At 59.6% G+C, this 17,389-nt stretch carries 16 protein-coding genes; 7 read left to right on the forward strand and 9 right to left on the reverse strand.

Annotation, left to right across the window (positions count from 1 at the left end; all coding sequences use genetic code 11):
• Positions 1-79: 79 nt before the first annotated feature.
• From hflD to MST27_RS05875, 4 genes are all read right to left on the reverse strand, one after another.
• Entirely contained in the window at positions 80-703 is a 624-nt protein-coding gene (hflD, locus tag MST27_RS05860) for a high frequency lysogenization protein HflD (RefSeq protein WP_243605074.1), read from the reverse strand.
• The gene (gene mnmA, locus MST27_RS05865) at positions 700-1,830 is read right to left on the reverse strand and encodes a tRNA 2-thiouridine(34) synthase MnmA (RefSeq protein WP_243605075.1); all 1,131 of its coding nucleotides are present in this window, start codon (positions 1,828-1,830) and stop codon (positions 700-702) included. The genes hflD and mnmA overlap by 4 nt, the downstream gene beginning before the upstream one ends.
• A 72-nt stretch (positions 1,831-1,902) precedes the next feature.
• A complete protein-coding gene (locus tag MST27_RS05870) occupies positions 1,903-2,343 on the reverse strand; it encodes an NUDIX hydrolase (RefSeq protein ID WP_243605076.1) in 441 nt (146 codons plus the stop codon).
• Between the two features lie 80 nt (positions 2,344-2,423).
• The gene (locus tag MST27_RS05875) at positions 2,424-4,649 is read right to left on the reverse strand and encodes an NADP-dependent isocitrate dehydrogenase (protein ID WP_243605077.1); all 2,226 of its coding nucleotides are present in this window, start codon (positions 4,647-4,649) and stop codon (positions 2,424-2,426) included.
• Between the two features lie 362 nt (positions 4,650-5,011).
• On the opposite strand from MST27_RS05875, the gene icd reads away from it, so the two are divergent.
• Positions 5,012-6,268 carry an NADP-dependent isocitrate dehydrogenase gene (gene icd / locus MST27_RS05880; protein WP_243605078.1) on the forward strand — a complete coding sequence of 419 codons (1,257 nt, stop codon included), beginning with the start codon at positions 5,012-5,014 and terminating at the stop codon, positions 6,266-6,268.
• A gap of 55 nt (positions 6,269-6,323) precedes the next feature.
• On the opposite strand, the gene cspD is transcribed toward icd, so the two are convergent.
• Positions 6,324-6,581: a cold shock domain-containing protein CspD gene (gene cspD, locus MST27_RS05885; protein ID WP_275973097.1), complete on the reverse strand. Its 258-nt coding sequence runs from the start codon at positions 6,579-6,581 to the stop codon at positions 6,324-6,326.
• A gap of 214 nt (positions 6,582-6,795) precedes the next feature.
• Between cspD and clpS the strand changes: the two genes are divergently transcribed.
• Positions 6,796-7,158, forward strand: a complete 363-nt coding sequence (gene clpS / locus MST27_RS05890) for an ATP-dependent Clp protease adapter ClpS (protein WP_243605079.1) — start codon at positions 6,796-6,798, stop codon at positions 7,156-7,158.
• Positions 7,159-7,187: 29 nt separating this feature from the next.
• Positions 7,188-9,458: an ATP-dependent Clp protease ATP-binding subunit ClpA gene (gene clpA / locus MST27_RS05895; RefSeq protein ID WP_243605080.1), complete on the forward strand. Its 2,271-nt coding sequence runs from the start codon at positions 7,188-7,190 to the stop codon at positions 9,456-9,458.
• A gap of 134 nt (positions 9,459-9,592) precedes the next feature.
• Here clpA and infA read toward each other — a convergent pair whose 3' ends face one another.
• The 4 genes from infA to trxB all read right to left on the reverse strand — a co-directional run bounded on the left by infA (position 9,593) and on the right by trxB (position 12,340).
• Positions 9,593-9,811 carry a translation initiation factor IF-1 gene (gene infA, locus MST27_RS05900; protein ID WP_002553999.1) on the reverse strand — a complete coding sequence of 73 codons (219 nt, stop codon included), beginning with the start codon at positions 9,809-9,811 and terminating at the stop codon, positions 9,593-9,595.
• A 97-nt stretch (positions 9,812-9,908) separates the two neighbouring features.
• On the reverse strand, positions 9,909-10,616 hold the full coding sequence (locus MST27_RS05905; RefSeq protein WP_243605081.1) for an arginyltransferase: 708 nt from the start codon (positions 10,614-10,616) through the stop codon (positions 9,909-9,911).
• 52 nt (positions 10,617-10,668) lie between these two features.
• Positions 10,669-11,349, reverse strand: coding sequence for a leucyl/phenylalanyl-tRNA--protein transferase (gene aat / locus MST27_RS05910; protein WP_243605082.1), 681 nt, complete (start codon positions 11,347-11,349; stop codon positions 10,669-10,671).
• 43 nt (positions 11,350-11,392) lie between these two features.
• On the reverse strand, positions 11,393-12,340 hold the full coding sequence (gene trxB, locus MST27_RS05915; RefSeq protein WP_243605083.1) for a thioredoxin-disulfide reductase: 948 nt from the start codon (positions 12,338-12,340) through the stop codon (positions 11,393-11,395).
• Positions 12,341-12,552: 212 nt separating this feature from the next.
• Between trxB and ftsK the strand changes: the two genes are divergently transcribed.
• The 4 genes from ftsK to crcB all read left to right on the forward strand — a co-directional run bounded on the left by ftsK (position 12,553) and on the right by crcB (position 17,362).
• On the forward strand, positions 12,553-14,958 hold the full coding sequence (gene ftsK / locus MST27_RS05920; RefSeq protein WP_476756128.1) for a DNA translocase FtsK: 2,406 nt from the start codon (positions 12,553-12,555) through the stop codon (positions 14,956-14,958).
• 16 nt (positions 14,959-14,974) lie between these two features.
• Positions 14,975-15,598: an outer membrane lipoprotein periplasmic chaperone LolA gene (lolA, locus tag MST27_RS05925; protein WP_243605084.1), complete on the forward strand. Its 624-nt coding sequence runs from the start codon at positions 14,975-14,977 to the stop codon at positions 15,596-15,598.
• Positions 15,599-15,665: 67 nt separating this feature from the next.
• Positions 15,666-16,991, forward strand: coding sequence for a replication-associated recombination protein A (locus tag MST27_RS05930; RefSeq protein ID WP_243605085.1), 1,326 nt, complete (start codon positions 15,666-15,668; stop codon positions 16,989-16,991).
• The gene (gene crcB / locus MST27_RS05935; RefSeq protein ID WP_243605385.1) at positions 16,988-17,362 is read left to right on the forward strand and encodes a fluoride efflux transporter CrcB; all 375 of its coding nucleotides are present in this window, start codon (positions 16,988-16,990) and stop codon (positions 17,360-17,362) included. Before MST27_RS05930 ends, crcB begins: the two co-directional genes overlap by 4 nt.
• Positions 17,363-17,389: the final 27 nt, after the last annotated feature.

Below are 17,389 nucleotides of genomic sequence, written 5' to 3' on the forward strand. Positions count from 1 at the left end.
CGAAAAGAGGGCGGCGATTATACATGAAAGCATCCCGGTGGCCTTCCCGGGAAACCTGACGGTCAGTCAGCAGCGGCGCCTAGCCTGTGCGCAGGAGCGGATAGAGCGCGTCGAGCATCTTCCGGCGGCTGAAAATCATCTGCCAGCGATGGCCGCCAAGCTGACGCCAAAGGCGCGCGGCACGAATGCCAGCGAGGAGCAGGGCCCGAATCTTGGCGGCGTTGTCTGGTTGTTGCAGGTGACGCATGTCTCCCTGGACCTGGATCCGCTGGCGAAATGTACTGAGGGTGTCCTGGTACAGACCGCCGAATGAGGCGATGACGTTTTCGTGCGTCAGTCCGAAATGGTCCGCTTGGGCCTGGATCTGATCCAGCCGGCTTCCGATAACTTGCAGCATGTCGCTTCGCTTATCCAGTTGGCGCTCCAGCCCTATCATCGCGAGGGCGTAGCGCAGAGGTTCGCGTTGCAAGCTGCTGGTGTCGCGCTCCAGCGCGCCAACCAGCGCGCGATAGCCTTCGCGCAGGTTCAGGTCGTCTCCGCCGTAAATATCAAGCGCTGGCTTCTCTTCACGGACCAGCAGACTGCCGAGCAGGCTCGCCATCGCCGCATTAGGCGCTTGCCCGGTCCGCGCGATACGGTCGACGAGCGCTGCTGCCTCGAACACAGCGCCCAAGGCAATGAGTTGCTCCTGCAACGGCGTCATGGGCGACCTCCCGCAGACCAGGGCTCTGCACGTTCTATCACGCCGCCACCGAGGCAAATCTCACCGTCATAGAACACCACCGACTGGCCCGGCGTGACCGCGCGCTGAGGTTCGTCGAAAACGGCGCGATAGCCACTCTCCGTGCGCTCGAGAAGGCAAGGCTGATCGGCCTGACGGTAGCGAACCTTGGCCTTGAGCCGCTTAGGTTCGTTCAATTCCATCGGATTCACCCAATAGATGTCCGAGGCCAACAGGGCGCGTGAGAACAGCATCGGATGATCGTTGCCCTGGCCCACCACCAATACGTTACGTTCCAGATCCTTGCCCAGGACGTACCAAGGTTCGTCGCTCGCCGCCTTGAGTCCGCCGATCCCCAAGCCCTGCCGCTGACCAATGGTGTGATACATCAGGCCATGATGGCGGCCGATCACGCTGCCCTCGACGGTCTCGATGTCTCCCGGTTGGGCGGGAAGGTACTGTTTGAGGAAATCGCTGAAACGACGCTCGCCAATAAAGCAGATACCTGTGGAGTCCTTTTTCCGGGCGGTCGCCAGGCCGTGACGCTCGGCGATGGCGCGCACCTCGGGTTTTTCGAGTTCCCCGACGGGAAACAGTGTCTTGCCAAGCTGCGCGCCGCCGACAGCGTGGAGGAAATAACTCTGATCCTTGTTCGGGTCGAGCCCCTTGAGCAACTCGCTACGTCCCGCGACATCGCGTCGGCGGACGTAGTGCCCGGTGGCAATCAGGTCGGCGCCCAGGGTGAGCGCGTAATCCAGAAACGCCTTGAACTTGATTTCCCGGTTGCAGAGGATGTCCGGGTTTGGCGTTCGTCCGGCCTTGTATTCGGCAAGGAAGTGTTCGAAGACATTATCCCAGTACTCTGCGGCGAAATTGGCCGTGTGCAGCGGGATGCCGATCTTGTCGCAAACGGCTTGAGCGTCGGCCAGGTCTTCCTTGGCGGTGCAGTATTCGGTGCCGTCATCTTCTTCCCAGTTCTTCATGAACAGGCCTTCGACCTTGTAGCCCTGTTCGAGCAGCAGCAGGGCGGAGACCGAGGAGTCGACGCCGCCGGACATGCCGACGATGACACGCAGGTTTTCGGGGGCGGCAGAAACGGTAGCAGGCATACGAGCTCAGGAAGGCCGATCAAAAAAGCGAGATTCTAACAGGCTTGGTCCGCTCCGCGGTGAATGCGTAGATCAGTCGCGCACGACCGCGAGGTCATAGCTTGGCCCGGCGAGGTAGTCGTCAATGCACCGGATAATCAGCTCGCTACGCCAGCGCGACGATTGCGCCAGTAACTCGTCTCGACTCAACCAGGTTGCGGCGACAATGCCTTCATCCAGCGATCGGGATGCGTCGTGGTGGAGTGCCTTGGCTGCAAAGCAGACGCGCTGGTAGGTCACGCCGTTGCTCGGCGCGGTATAGAGATAGATGCCGACCACGCCGGTCAGCTCGACCGTCCAGCCGGTTTCTTCGAGGGTTTCACGAATCGCGGCCGCCTTGAGTGTTTCGTCGGATTCCAGGTGGCCGGCCGGCTGATTCAACACCAGCCTTCCACCTTTTGATTCTTCGACCATCAGGAAGCGACCCGCCGACTCAACGACCGTGGCCACGGTGATATGGGGATGCCAGGCCATGAATAGCTCCATAAGGGGACAATAAAAAAGAAAGCCCCGACGGGGCCGGGGCTTTCTTAACGCACCTTCTGCCTGGTCGATCAGCTCAGCGAGGCGAGGGCGGCGTTGAAGGTCGCGCTGGGGCGCATGACCTTGCTAGTCAGTTCGGGATTGGAGCGGTAGTAGCCACCAATATCTACAGGATTGCCCTGGACTTGTGCCAGTTCGGCAACGATCTTCTCCTCGTTCTCGCTCAACTGCTTGGCCAGCGGTGCGAAATGGGCCTGCAGCTCCAGATCTTCGGTCTGAGTGGCAAGCTCCTGGGCCCAGTACAGCGCCAGGTAGAAGTGGCTGCCGCGGTTATCCAGCTCGCCTGTACGCCGCGACGGCGACTTGTCGTTGTCCAGCAGTTTGCCTGTAGCCGCGTCCAGCGTCTTGCCGAGTACTTTCGCCTTGGCGTTGTCCGTCTTGATGCCGGTCTCCTCGAGCGATACGGCCAGCGCCAGGAATTCGCCCAGCGAGTCCCAGCGCAGGTGGTTTTCTTCGAGCAGTTGCTGCACATGCTTGGGCGCCGAGCCGCCTGCGCCCGTCTCGTACATGCCGCCGCCCGCCATCAGCGGAACGATCGACAGCATCTTGGCCGAGGTGCCAAGCTCCATGATCGGGAAGAGGTCGGTCAGGTAGTCGCGCAGCACGTTACCCGTGACGGAGATGGTGTCCTGGCCACGAACCAGACGCTCCATGCTGACGCGGATGGCTTCGTTGTAACCCATCATGCGAATGTCCAGACCGCTCAGGTCGTGATCCTGCAGGTAGGTTTCGACCTTCTTCTGCAGTTCACGGTCGTGCGCGCGCTCCGGATCGAGCCAGAAGATGGCCGGGGTATTCGACTGGCGTGCACGCGTGACAGCCAGCTTGACCCAGTCGCGGATAGGCGCGTCCTTGGTCTGGCAGGCGCGCCAGATGTCGCCGGCTTCGACCTGATGCTGCATCAGCACAGTGCCGTCGGCGAGCACGACACGCATGGTGCCGTCTGCCATCATTTCGAAGGTCTTGTCGTGCGAGCCGTATTCTTCTGCTTTCTGAGCCATCAGGCCGACGTTCGGTACGGTACCCATGGTGGTCGGGTCAAATGCACCGTTGGTTTTGCAGAAGTTGATCATTTCCTGATAGATGCGAGCGTAAGTGCTCTCCGGCATGACGGCCTTGGTATCTTTCAGGGTGCCGTCCTTGCCCCACATCTTGCCGGAGCTGCGAATCATGGCTGGCATCGAAGCGTCGACGATCACGTCGCTCGGGATGTGCAGGTTGGTGATGCCCTTGACCGAGTCGACCATCGCCATTTCCGGACGGCGGCTGTAGCAGGCGTGAATGTCGTCGAGAATCTCTTCCTGCTGCGAGGCGGGTAGGCTCTTGATCTTGTCGTGCACGCTGGACAGGCCGTTGTTCGGATTGACGCCGAGCTCCTTGAACAGGTCGGCGTACTTGTCGAAGACTTCCTTGTAATACACGCTGACCGCATGCCCGAACACGATCGGGTGGGAGACCTTCATCATCGTTGCCTTGACGTGCAGGGACCACATGACGCCGGTCTCCTTGCAGTCCTGCAGCGTCTGCTCAAAGAACTGGCGCAGTTTCTTGCAGCTCATGAACATGCTGTCCAGAACTTCGCCCTTCTCGAGCGACAGCTCTTTCTTGACTTCGACCTTGCCGTCCTTGCCGATGAACTCGATGCGAACGTTACCGGCCTCGGCCATGGTGACGGATTGCTCGCTGGAGAAGAAATCGCCACCGCGCATGTAGTCGGCGTGCGACTGTGAAGCCATGCTCCATTTGCCCATCGAGTGAGGGTGCTTGCGCGCGTACGCCTTGACCGCGGCTGGAGCGCGGCGGTCCGAGTTGCCTTCGCGAAGGACCGGGTTGACGGCGCTGCCGAGCACCTTGCCGTAGCGGGCACGGATGTCCTTTTCTTCTTCGGTACGAGGATCCTCGGGGAAGTTGGGGACGTCGTAGCCCTGTGCCTGGAGTTCGGCAATGGCGTTGCGCAGCTGAGGAACCGAGGCGCTGATGTTCGGCAGCTTGATGATGTTTGCGTCCGGCTTCGTTGCCAGAACGGCAAGCTCGGCCAAATCGTCCTCGACGCGCTTGTCCGCATTCAGGCGGTCAGCGAAGGCGGCGAGGATGCGCCCTGCAAGAGAGATGTCACGTGTTTCGACGGCTATGTCAGCGGCCCCGGCAAAAGCCTCAACGATGGGCAGAAGCGAATAGGTGGCCAGCGCAGGGGCTTCGTCGGTGAAGGTATAGATGATCTTCGAGCGGGTGGACATGTAGGGTTAACTCTCTCTTGCTGAGCGTACATAGAACCTCGATATGCGCAGGTAGGCGCTCTGGCCGCCGTCTGGCGTACCAGAAATCGAGGATTCGCCGCGATGATGTTGGTTGCACCACTAGAGTGTCGAGCATTCGAGCCGTCCGGCTGCGGTAGCAATCGAACGGATTCAGGATAGGGGTCTCTATAGATGACCGCCTGGGACCTATGACTCGTTAGTCACCTAAGCAGTATACCACTGCACGCTGCGGTCGAAGAATGGCCCGCCTCTAAGACCAATGAACATCTGGTTTCGGCGAAATCAACTGGGTTACTCTCCGGGAGATGACCACTGTTTTAACCAACAAAACGGAGTCCAGCATGGGATACCAAAAGATCCAGGTGCCTGCCAGCGGTGACAAAATCACCGTCAATGCCGATAACACCCTGAACGTGCCGAACAATCCGATCATTCCTTACATTGAGGGTGACGGAATCGGCGTCGATATCAGTCCGGTGATGATCAAGGTAGTCGATGCGGCCGTGGAGAAGGCGTACGGTGGTCAGCGCAAGATTTCCTGGATGGAGATCTATGCCGGCGAGAAAGCGACTCAAGTGTACGATCAGGACACCTGGCTGCCGAAAGAAACGCTTGAAGTCGTTCGCGACTATGTCGTGTCGATCAAGGGTCCACTGACCACGCCCGTCGGGGGTGGTATTCGCTCGCTGAACGTGGCGCTGCGCCAGGAACTCGATCTTTATGTCTGCCAGCGTCCTGTTCGCTGGTTCACCGGCGTACCCAGCCCTGTCAAGAAGCCGGCCGACGTGGATATGGTGATCTTTCGTGAAAATTCCGAGGACATCTACGCCGGTGTCGAATGGAAGGCCGGTTCGCCGGAAGCGAAAAAAGTCATCAAGTTTCTGACCGAAGAGATGGGCGTCAAGAAGATCCGTTTTACTGAGAATTGCGGTATCGGCGTCAAGCCGGTTTCCGAGGAAGGCACGAAGCGTCTGGTGCGTAAGGCTCTTCAGTACGCGGTCGACAACGATCGCAGCTCGGTGACCCTGGTGCACAAGGGCAACATCATGAAATTCACCGAGGGTGCGTTCAAGGAGTGGGGTTACGAAGTCGCGCGTACCGAGTTCGGCGCCGAACTGCTCGACGGCGGCCCTTGGATGCAATTCAAGAACCCCAACACCGGCAAGAACATTGTCGTCAAGGATGCCATTGCCGATGCCATGCTTCAGCAGATCTTGTTGCGGCCGGCCGAGTACGATGTCATCGCCACGCTGAACCTCAATGGCGATTACCTATCCGACGCGCTGGCGGCGGAAGTGGGAGGCATAGGTATCGCGCCAGGCGCCAATCTGTCCGATACCGTCGCGATGTTCGAAGCAACCCATGGCACCGCGCCGAAATATGCCGGCCAGGACAAGGTCAACCCCGGCTCTCTAATCCTGTCGGCCGAAATGATGCTGAGACACATGGGGTGGGTCGAAGCGGCTGATCTGATCATCAAGTCCACCGAAGGCGCAATCGCGGCTAAGACGGTGACTTATGACTTCGAGCGGCTGATGGAAGGCGCGACCTTGCTGTCGTGCTCCGAGTTCGGCGACGCCATGATCTCGCACATGTAAACGCGAGCAAAACACAAAAAGGCCGATCGGTGATCGGCCTTTTTGTTTTATTGCATCAGGCGTCGACGGTCGAGCTTTGCGAGGCGACAGCGGTCACCTCTGCAGTCGTCGGTAGCGACCTGATGTTGGTTGCGTGCAGGCCCTTTGGACCCTGCAGGATATCGAACATGACCGCCTGGCCGGCTTTGAGCGTTCTATACCCGTCCATCTGGATGGCCGAGTAGTGGGCGAACAGGTCCTCATCGCCGCCGTCTGCTACGATGAACCCATAGCCTTTGGCGTTGTTGAACCACTTGACCTTACCGCTTAGCATGCTGTTGTCCCTCTGCAAAGGAGTCCATCACTGGAGTAACATCCATTTCATTCCGCGCTGATGCAGCACATAGCCCCATGCGCGCAACCTGTTGCCGTTGTGGCAATTACTGTTTGTATCACCGTTTTGCAGTTAGTCAAGGCGACTCGTCAGGTGGCTGTGAAGCCTTTTCAAATTACCCGGCCTCGGCGCCCCGATCCAGAACCGTATTCGCATGCGTGCATTCCCAGAGACTCGACTAATATTCAACCAGGATCGCCCCGGCACTGCCGGCGACGACTCATCTGGGTTGGCCGTCGAAGAGGCCAAGCCAGCGCTGAAGGCACCTCCCATGTTCAAAGTTGTCATGTTTAATGATGACTACACGCCGATGGATTTCGTCGTCGAGGTGCTCGAAGGAATTTTCAACCACAATCGGGAGCTTGCCACCAAGATCATGCTGGCGGTTCATACCGAAGGGCGAGCCGTTTGCGGTGTCTACACGAGAGATGTCGCTGAAACCAAAGCAATGCAGGTCAATCAATATGCAAGGGAATGCCAGCATCCGTTGCTTTGTGAGATCGAGAAAGACGGTTAACCCCGACTGTTGGGTAAGAGGTGAAAGCTATGTTGAACCGTGAGCTCGAAGTCACTCTGAATCTGGCTTTCAAGGAGGCTCGTACAAAGCGTCATGAGTTCATGACGGTGGAGCATCTCCTGTTGGCCTTGCTCGACAACGAGGCCGCCGCGACGGTGCTGCGTGCCTGTGGTGCAAGCCTGGATAAGCTGCGCCACGATCTCCAGGAGTTCATAGACTCCACCACTCCTTTGATCCCGCAGCACGATGAAGAACGCGAGACCCAGCCGACGCTCGGGTTTCAGCGCGTACTCCAACGTGCTGTGTTCCATGTGCAGAGTTCCGGCAAGCGCGAAGTCACAGGTGCGAACGTACTGGTGGCTATCTTCAGCGAACAGGAGAGCCAGGCGGTGTTTCTGCTCAAGCAGCAGAACGTCGCACGTATCGATGTCGTCAATTTCATCGCTCATGGCATTTCGAAGGTGCCAGGCAGTAATGGAAGTCCGGAAGGCGATTCGGACATGCAAGACGAGGAGGGTGGCGACGCTAGCACCGCCGGCAACCCGCTCGATGCCTATGCCAGTAATCTGAACGATCTGGCTCGCCAGGGGCGCATCGATCCTCTGGTGGGGCGCGAGCATGAAGTGGAGCGGGTCGCGCAGATCTTGGCGCGGCGCCGCAAGAATAATCCGCTGCTGGTGGGTGAGGCAGGGGTTGGCAAAACGGCAATCGCCGAAGGCCTGGCGAAACGCATCGTGGACAATCAGGTTCCAGAGCTCCTCGCCAACGCCGTGGTTTACTCCCTTGACCTGGGTGCCTTGCTTGCCGGCACCAAATACAGGGGCGATTTCGAGAAGCGCTTCAAGGCTCTGCTTGGGGAGCTGCGCAAGCGTCCGCAGGCCGTGCTGTTCATCGATGAAATTCATACGATCATTGGCGCCGGCGCCGCCTCCGGCGGGGTGATGGACGCCTCCAACCTGCTCAAGCCGCTGCTCTCGTCCGGCGAGATTCGCTGCATCGGGTCAACGACCTTCCAGGAATTCCGTGGCATCTTCGAAAAGGACCGTGCCCTGGCGCGGCGCTTCCAGAAGGTGGATGTATCCGAGCCGTCGGTTGAAGACACCATCGGCATTCTGCGCGGCCTCAAGGGGCGGTTCGAGCAGCACCACAACATCGAGTACAGCGACGAGTCCCTGCGTGCCGCCGCGGAGCTGGCGTCGCGATACATCAACGACCGGCACATGCCGGACAAGGCGATCGATGTCATCGATGAGGCGGGCGCATTTCAGCGGCTGCAACCCGAAGACAAGCGCGTGTCGCGCATCGATGTCGAACAGGTCGAGGAGATCGTTGCGAAAATCGCGCGGATTCCTCCAAAGCACGTCAGTACGTCCGACAAGGAGCTGTTGCGTAACCTGGAGCGTGACCTGAAGTTGACGGTGTTTGGCCAAGATGACGCCATCGATTCGCTGGCGACAGCCATCAAATTGTCGCGGGCAGGTCTAAAGGCTCCTGACAAGCCGGTCGGTTCCTTCCTGTTTGCTGGCCCTACCGGCGTCGGCAAGACCGAGGCAGCCCGCCAGTTGGCGCGTGCGCTGGGTATTGAATTGGTGCGCTTCGATATGTCGGAGTACATGGAGCGGCATACCGTATCCCGGCTGATCGGGGCGCCGCCTGGCTATGTCGGGTTCGACCAGGGCGGTTTGTTGACCGAGGCGATTACCAAGCAGCCGCATTGCGTTCTGTTGCTGGATGAAATTGAAAAAGCGCATCCGGAGGTCTTCAATCTGCTGCTCCAGGTCATGGATCACGGCACCTTAACGGACAACAACGGACGCAAGGCTGACTTCCGCAACGTCATTCTCATCATGACGACCAATGCCGGTGCCGAAACAGCCGCGCGTGCCTCGATCGGCTTCACGCATCAGGACCACGCGTCAGATGCAATGGAAGTCATCAAGAAGAGTTTCACGCCCGAGTTCAGGAACCGCCTCGACACCATCATTCAGTTCGGTCGGCTAAGCCACGAAGTCATCAAGAGCATCGTCGACAAGTTTCTCATCGAGCTGCAGACACAGCTCGAAGACAAGCATGTCACGCTCGAGGTGTCCGATGCAGCACGCAGCTGGCTGGCGGAGCGGGGTTATGACGTTCAGATGGGGGCTCGGCCCATGGCTCGCCTGATTCAGGACAAGATTAAGCGACCCCTGGCCGAAGAGATCCTGTTTGGTGAGCTCGCCGAGCATGGCGGCGTGGTGCACGTTGATATTCGAGACTGTGAACCGTTCTTCGAGTTCGAGACCACGGCCGAGCTGGCCTGACCCTAAATCAACCGCAATGATACGCCCGGCGAGCAATCTGCTCGTCGGGCGTTTCTTTTTGGGGGTTCAGCTATCAGCTGTATTCTGCGGGCACAAAAAAGCCCGGCATGACCGGGCGTTCTTCTCGCGTCCGCTTAGCGGGCGCGGTAGGTGATGCGGCCCTTGCTCAGATCGTAAGGGGTCAGCTCTACCCGAACCTTGTCACCGGTGAGAATCCGGATGTAGTTCTTGCGCATCTTTCCGGAGATATGCGCAGTAACGACGTGCCCGTTTTCCAACTCCACGCGAAACATGGTGTTAGGCAGGGTGTCGACGACAGTACCTTCCATTTCGAAGCTGTCTTCTTTCGACATTCAGTAAAGTCCTCGGTATTCATTGATTGACCCAGTGCCAGATGCCTGGGTAAAAGCGGCCCGTATTGTGCCTGAAAGGGCCCTCTGAGCCAAGCGTTCAGCTCAGGACAATCCAGCGCTGATTGACGAGCAGCTCGATCGGGCGATATTCGGTCTTGTAGTTCATCTTCCGACAGTTCTTTATCCAGTACCCCAGATAGACTGCCTTGAGTCCGAGTCGAGAGGCTTCCCCAATTTGCCAGAGAATGGCGTACCGGCCGAGGCTGCGCTTCTCCTCGCGGGGATCGTAGAAGGTGTAGACCGCCGAGAGCCCGTTGGGCAGCACATCGGTCACCGCGAGTGCCAGGAGTCGCCCGTCCAGGCGGAATTCGTAGAAGCGGGAAAAGGGCAGGTCCCGTACGAGAAAGGTATGGAATTGATCCCGGCTCGGAGGATACATGTCGCCATCGGCGTGGCGCTGTTCGATGTAGGTGGCGTAGAGCGAATAGTATTCTTCGGTAAAGGCAGGTCGGGTGCTCGTAACGCTGAGGTCGGCGTTGCGCTTGAGGATGCGCTTTTGCTGGCGGTTGAGCTGTATGCCTTCAGCTGGAATGCGAGCGGGAATACAGGCAGTGCAGCGCTGGCAGTGAGGGCGGTAGAGGTGATCGCCGCTTCGGCGGAAGCCGATCTCGGACAGCTCGGCATATACCTGAACGTCCATGGGTTGGCTCGGGTCGAGAAAAAGCGTTGTGGCCTGTTCATCGGGCAGGTAGCTGCACGCATGTGGCTGCGTGGCGTAGAACTTGAGACGAGCCAGTGAAGTCATGGTCAGCTCTCGAAAATCATGGACTCAGTTTAGGTCAGCTTGACGCCCTCGACTAGGATCCCCATTGGGCTGAGGTGGGTTCGTCCAGATGCCTGGCCAGAGCCTCTGCGAACACGCTACGGGGGATCGGGCGAGCGCCAAAACTGGCCAGATGCTGGGTTGGCATCTGGCAGTCAATCAATTTGAATCCCCAGCCCTGGAGACGTTCCACCAATGTCACGAAACCCACTTTGGACGCATCGGTCGTTCGGCTGAACATGGATTCACCGAAGAATAGTCGACCCATGGCCAGACCATAGAGTCCGCCGACCATGCGGTTTTCCTGCCAGACTTCCACGGAGTGAGCGTGCCCGAGCGCATGCAGCTGGATGTAAGCTTCCTGCATGGGGGTAGTGATCCACGTGCCCTCGGCGTAGCTACGCGGTGCTGCACAGCCACGGATCACGTCGGTAAAGGCCTGATCCAGCGTCACCGTGAAGTCGCCCTTGCGCAGGGTCTTGCGCAGGCTGCGCGAGACATGCAGTTCGTCTGGATAAAGTACCGTTCGCGGATCCGGCGACCACCAGAGAATCGGCTGCCCTTCCTGATACCAGGGAAAACAGCCGTGGCGATAGGCGGCCACCAGGCGTTGCGGTGACAGATCGCCTCCGGCTGCCAGCAGTCCATTGGGCTCGCGCATGGCTTTTTCCAGGGGAGGGAACACCAGGTCTCCCCGTGACAGCCAGGTCAGCATTCGAGTGCGCTCGGCAGGGCACCGAAGAGCGGCCTCCTCAAAGTCAGAGGTCCAGGTATTTTTCCGCATCCAGGGCGGCCATGCAGCCGGCGCCCGCCGACGTGATGGCCTGACGATAAACATGATCGGCTACGTCGCCCGCGGCAAACACCCCCGCGATGCTGGTGCAGGTCGCATCGCCTTCGCCGCCGCCGCGCACCTTCAGGTAACCATCTTTCATGTCCAGCTGTCCCTGGAACAGATCTGTATTGGGTTTGTGTCCGATTGCGATGAAGACGCCAGCCAACTCCAAGGTCTTCTCCTCGCCAGACAGCGTGCTCTTGAGGCGCATGCCTGTCACGCCGCTCGCGTCTCCGATGACTTCTTCGAGGGTGTGGTTCCAATGCAGGCGAATATTTCCGTTCGCCGCTTTCTCCATGATCTTGTCTTGCAGAATCTTTTCCGATCGCAGCTTGTCACGGCGGTGCACCAGGTGCACTTCCTTGGCGATGTTGGACAAATAGAGCGCCTCCTCGACGGCCGTGTTGCCGCCACCGATCACGGCGACCACCTGGTTGCGGTAGAAGAACCCGTCACAGGTTGCGCAGGCCGAAACGCCGCGACCGGCGAAGGCTTCTTCTGACGGCAGGCCGAGGTACTGTGCCGACGCACCTGTGGCGATAATCAGTGCGTCACAGGAATAAGTGCCACTGTCACCTTTGAGCACGAAAGGACGTTGTTGCAGCTCGGCGGTATGGATATGGTCGAACACGATTTGCGTGTCGAAGCGCTCGGCATGCTTCTGCATCCGCTCCATCAGAGCGGGGCCGGTCAGGCCTTCCACATCGCCTGGCCAGTTGTCCACTTCCGTGGTCGTGGTCAACTGGCCGCCCGGCTGGATGCCGGTGATCATGAGTGGCTTGAGATTCGCGCGCGCCGCATAGACCGCGGCGGTATACCCGGCCGGGCCCGAGCCGAGGATGATCAGACGCGAATGCTTGACTTCATTCATAAAAAGCCCTCATAAGTCTTTGTTGCTAATAGGGAAGCGTGCTCCAGTCGAGCCCCGCAGAAAAAACTGGCGTTTATGCTACACCGAAGCATCGAGAAAAGACCAAGCCGGCACGGAACCGGCATGTCATCCAGTCGACAAACCCGTACAATGCCCAGGTTCTGGCTGATACGGTTCATAGAACGCGCCGCTGGCGCAGGAAATTAAGCGTTTTGAAGAATTCCTCCTCTACCGCGCCAGCTTCCGTCTGGCGCCAACAACTGCACTACCGTCTCAAAGAGGGCGCGTTGATAGCGCTCGGCGCACTCTGCGCCTGTCTCTGGATGGCATTGCTGACCTACGACCCCGCCGATCCGGGTTGGACACACACGAGCAACGTACAACAGGTGCAGAACGCGGCCGGCCGGGCCGGAGCCTGGTTCGCCGATGTACTGTTCATGGTGCTGGGCTATTTTGCTTACCTGTTCCCGTTGTTGTTAGCCATCAAGACCTGGCAGGTATTTCGGGCCCGTCACCAGCCCTGGACCTGGAACGGCTGGTTGTTCTCCTGGCGCCTGATCGGGCTCGTGTTCCTGGTGCTTTCGGGATCGGCACTGGCCTACATTCACTTCCAGTTCGCCAATAACCTGCCTGCGTCCGCAGGTGGGGCGTTAGGAGAAAGTCTTGGTCAGCTGGCTGAGTCAGCCCTCAACGTGCAAGGCAGTACCTTGCTGCTGCTGGCTTTTTTCCTTTTCGGGTTGACGGTCTTTACCGATCTGTCCTGGTTCAAGGTCATGGACCTGACCGGCAAGATCACGCTCGACCTGGTCGAACTGATCCAGAGCTTCTTCGAGCGTTGGTGGGCTGCGCGAAACGAGCGCAAGCAGGTGGTCGCCCAACTGCGTCATGCTGACGAGGTCGTTAACGATGTCGCCGGGTCGCTGTCGGACCGTCGTGAGCGTGCCAGGGTCAAGGAGCGCTTGCTGGAGCGTGAAGAGTCGCTTAACAAGCATATGAGCGAGCGCGATAAGCGCCCCGCGCCAGTGATCGCACCGGCGGCACCGCCGAAGCCGGTCGAGCAAAGCAAGCGAGTCCTGAAGGAGAAGCAGGCGAACCTGTTCGTCGATCCGCTCATCGAAGGCAGCCTGCCTCCGCTGTCCCTGCTCGACGTCGCGGAAAAACAGCAGAAGCAGTATTCACCCGAATCGCTCGAGGCCATGTCGCGCTTGCTGGAGATCAAGCTGAAGGAGTTCGGCGTCGAGGTGATCGTGGAGTCGGTACATCCGGGCCCGGTCATCACGCGGTTCGAAATCCAGCCCGCGGCGGGCGTGAAGGTCAGTCGGATCTCCAACCTCGCCAAGGACCTGGCGCGTTCGTTGGCCGTCATCAGCGTTCGTGTCGTGGAAGTCATTCCAGGCAAGACCACGGTCGGGATCGAGATACCGAACGAGGACCGGCAGATCGTGCGTTTCTCCGAGGTGCTCTCGTCCGCGCCTTACGATGACGCCAAGTCGCCAGTGACGATCGCGCTGGGTCACGATATCGGCGGCAAGCCGGTCATCGCGGACCTGGCTAAGATGCCGCACCTGCTCGTTGCCGGTACCACCGGCTCCGGTAAGTCGGTGGGCGTCAACGCGATGATTCTTTCGATCCTGTTCAAGTCCACGCCGGACGACGCGCGGCTGATCATGATTGACCCGAAGATGCTCGAGCTGTCGATCTATGAAGGCATTCCGCACCTGCTCTGCCCAGTTGTGACCGACATGAAGGAGGCGGCCAACGCGTTGCGCTGGAGCGTCGCCGAGATGGAACGTCGCTATAAGCTGATGGCGGCGATGGGGGTGCGCAACCTGGCGGGCTTCAACCGCAAGGTCAAGGAGGCGGAAGAGGCGGGCACCCCGCTGACCGACCCGTTGTACCGGCGTGAGAGCATGGAGGACGAGGCGCCATTGCTGAAGAAGCTGCCGACCATCGTGGTGATCGTCGACGAGTTCGCCGACATGATGATGATCGTTGGCAAGAAGGTCGAAGAACTGATCGCGCGGATCGCTCAGAAGGCGCGGGCCGCCGGGATCCATCTGATTCTGGCGACGCAGCGGCCGTCGGTTGATGTGATCACAGGTTTGATCAAGGCCAACATCCCGACGCGCATGGCCTTCCAGGTATCCAGCAAGATCGATTCGCGGACCATCCTCGATCAAGGCGGCGCCGAGCAGCTGCTCGGTCACGGTGACATGCTCTACCTTCCGCCGGGCACTGGCTTACCAATTCGCGTACACGGCGCGTTCGTGTCGGACGAGGAGGTGCATCGTGTCGTCGAAGCCTGGAAGGCACGTGGGGCTCCTGACTACATAGAAGATATCCTCGCGGGTGTCGAAGAGTCTGGCAGCGGCTTCGATGGCGGTAGCGGAGAAGGCGGCAGCGGTGAGGGTAGCGAAGAAGATCCGCTTTACGACGAGGCCGTGCGCTTCGTGACCGAAAGCCGTCGCGCGTCGATTTCGGCCGTTCAGCGCAAGCTCAAGATTGGCTATAACCGCGCGGCTCGCATGATCGAAGCCATGGAGATGGCTGGTGTCGTGACTTCCATGAACACAAATGGCTCGCGAGATGTGCTCGCGCCGCCCCCATTACGCGACTGAGTCGCTTCGAGGTCATATGCAGTTGATTCGTTTGCTTCTCGCCTCCGTCTTGCTGATGTCGCTGGTTCCGGCACATGCCGACCAGGCTTCCACCAAGCGATTGACCGAGCTGCTGCAGAGAGCGGAGACGCTGACAGGGCGTTTTTCTCAGCTCTCGCTCGACGGCAGCGGGACGCAACTCCAGGAAACCTCTGGCGAAATGGCTCTGAAACGTCCCGGCCAGTTCCGTTGGCACACGGACGAGCCCATGGAGCAACTACTGGTATCCGACGGCAAGAAAGTGTGGCTCTACGACCCGGACCTCGAGCAGGTCACGATCCAGACCCTCGACCAGCGCCTGACCCACACGCCGGCGCTGCTCTTGTCCGGAGACGTGTCGGCCATCAGCGAAAACTTCGAGGTGAGCCACAAGGAGGCCGGGGGCGTCGTCGACTTCACCCTCACGCCCAAGGCCAAGGACACCCTGTTCGATAATCTGCGGCTGTCCTTCCGCGACGGGGTGATCAACGATATGCAGCTGGTCGACGGGGTGGGTCAGCGCACCAACATTCTGTTCCAGGGCGTCGAGCTGAACACCCCGATCGAGGCCGACCGGTTCAGGTTCGAAATACCCGAAGGGACCGATGTGATCACCGAGTGATCGCATGTCCTTGCAACCCATGCGGCCTGCTACGTGCAGGCCGTTTGCATGATAGATAGGCCGTCCGATGGACCTGTTCAGTCGTGAACCCGTAGCGCAACCGCTCGCAGCCCGACTGCGCGCCACCAGCCTCGACGAGTATGTCGGACAGGAGCATCTGCTGGCTCGCGGCAAACCGCTGCGTGAGGCGTTGGAGCAGGGCGCACTGCATTCGATGGTCTTCTGGGGGCCACCCGGCGTCGGCAAGACCACCTTGGCCAGGCTGCTGGCCAAGGTGTCCGATGCGCATTTCGAAACCGTTTCTGCAGTTCTTGCCGGGGTGAAGGAGATCCGTCACGCGGTGGAAATTGCCAAGCAGCAGGCGGCGCAGTACGGTCGGCGCACCATCCTGTTCGTGGACGAGGTCCACCGCTTCAACAAGTCACAGCAGGATGCGTTCTTGCCTTACGTTGAGGACGGGACACTCATCTTCATTGGAGCCACGACCGAGAATCCATCGTTCGAGCTCAACAACGCACTGCTGTCTCGTGCACGCGTATACGTACTCAAAAGCCTGGATGAGGCCGCCTTGCGAAAGCTGGTCGCCCGCGCCCTGAGCGAGCCCAAGGGGCTCGGCGAACTCCGACTTCGCTTACCTGAAGAGAGTTTTCAGATTCTGCTGGCCGCGGCGGATGGGGACGGCCGTCGTCTCCTCAACTTGCTGGAGAACGCATCGGATCTGGCAGAAGAGGGCGGGGAGATTAGTGTCGAGCTTCTGCAGGATCTGCTGGGTGACAGTCGCCGACGATTCGACAAAGGTGGCGAAGCCTTCTACGACCAGATATCGGCCTTGCACAAATCCGTTCGTGGTTCCAATCCGGACGCTTCGCTGTACTGGTTCGCACGGATGCTCGACGGTGGTTGCGATCCGCTCTACATCGCTCGTCGCGTAGTGCGTATGGCGAGCGAGGAGGTTGGTAATGCCGACCCTCGGGCCCTTGGCCTTTGCCTTTCCGCGTGGGACGTGCAGGAGCGGCTCGGCAGTCCGGAAGGCGAACTGGCGGTCGCGCAGGCCATCGTCTACCTGGCCTGTGCGCCGAAGAGCAATGCGGTATACAGCGCCTTCAACGCGGCCAGGCGAGATGTGGCCGAGCACGGCTCCGAGGAAGTGCCCCTGCACCTTCGCAATGCGCCGACCCGCTTGATGAAAGAGCTGGGCTATGGCGATGGCTATCGCTATGCCCACGACGAGCCCGACGCCTACGCGGCCGGCGAGGACTACTTTCCGCAAGCCCTCGAGCCGCGGCGCTACTATCAACCCGTGCCGCGGGGACTCGAAGCCAAGATTCGCGACAAGCTCGATCACCTGGCGCGTCTGGATCGCGAGAGCACGCGCCAGCGGAGGAAGCCCTGATGCGCGTATTGCTCGCGGTGGTCGCTGGCGGCGTGCTGGGCACGCTGATCCGCTTTGGCGTTTCCACTTGGGTGGCGTCGAGCTGGCCGCGACATTTCTACCTGGCGACGCTGGTAGTCAACCTGATTGGCTGCCTTGCCATCGGTTACCTGTACGCGACTTTTCTGCTGCGACCGGAATGGTCGCCCGAGTTGCGCAATGGACTGATGATCGGCTTTCTCGGTGCGCTGACGACCTTTTCCAGCTTTTCCCTCGACGGCCTTCGTCTGTTCGAGAGCGGACAGATAGGCATGGCATTCATCTACCTTGCAGCGAGCGTCATCGGAGGGGTACTGGCTGCCTGGGTCGGGCTCACGCTCGGCAGGTTATGAAGCTGGCCGCTATCGAAGTAAACTCCG

The sequence above is a fragment of the Stutzerimonas marianensis genome, from assembly GCF_022810315.1.
Classification (GTDB): domain Bacteria; phylum Pseudomonadota; class Gammaproteobacteria; order Pseudomonadales; family Pseudomonadaceae; genus Stutzerimonas; species Stutzerimonas marianensis.

Bases quoted from the DNA above. Each gene is read 5' to 3' on its own strand.
- aat (WP_243605082.1), bottom strand. From the start codon at position 11,349: ATGCTGACCTGGCTGTCACGGGGAGACCTGGTGTTCCCTCCCCTGGAA.
- cspD (WP_275973097.1), bottom strand. From the start codon at position 6,581: ATGCTAAGCGGTAAGGTCAAGTGGTTCAACAACGCCAAAGGCTATGGG.
- trxB (WP_243605083.1), bottom strand. From the start codon at position 12,340: ATGAATGAAGTCAAGCATTCGCGTCTGATCATCCTCGGCTCGGGCCCG.
- infA (WP_002553999.1), bottom strand. From the start codon at position 9,811: ATGTCGAAAGAAGACAGCTTCGAAATGGAAGGTACTGTCGTCGACACC.
- clpS (WP_243605079.1), top strand. From the start codon at position 6,796: ATGCGTGCATTCCCAGAGACTCGACTAATATTCAACCAGGATCGCCCC.
- hflD (WP_243605074.1), bottom strand. From the start codon at position 703: ATGACGCCGTTGCAGGAGCAACTCATTGCCTTGGGCGCTGTGTTCGAG.
- MST27_RS05905 (WP_243605081.1), bottom strand. From the start codon at position 10,616: ATGACTTCACTGGCTCGTCTCAAGTTCTACGCCACGCAGCCACATGCG.
- lolA (WP_243605084.1), top strand. From the start codon at position 14,975: ATGCAGTTGATTCGTTTGCTTCTCGCCTCCGTCTTGCTGATGTCGCTG.
- mnmA (WP_243605075.1), bottom strand. From the start codon at position 1,830: ATGCCTGCTACCGTTTCTGCCGCCCCCGAAAACCTGCGTGTCATCGTC.
- icd (WP_243605078.1), top strand. From the start codon at position 5,012: ATGGGATACCAAAAGATCCAGGTGCCTGCCAGCGGTGACAAAATCACC.
- MST27_RS05870 (WP_243605076.1), bottom strand. From the start codon at position 2,343: ATGGCCTGGCATCCCCATATCACCGTGGCCACGGTCGTTGAGTCGGCG.
- clpA (WP_243605080.1), top strand. From the start codon at position 7,188: ATGTTGAACCGTGAGCTCGAAGTCACTCTGAATCTGGCTTTCAAGGAG.
- MST27_RS05930 (WP_243605085.1), top strand. From the start codon at position 15,666: ATGGACCTGTTCAGTCGTGAACCCGTAGCGCAACCGCTCGCAGCCCGA.
- MST27_RS05875 (WP_243605077.1), bottom strand. From the start codon at position 4,649: ATGTCCACCCGCTCGAAGATCATCTATACCTTCACCGACGAAGCCCCT.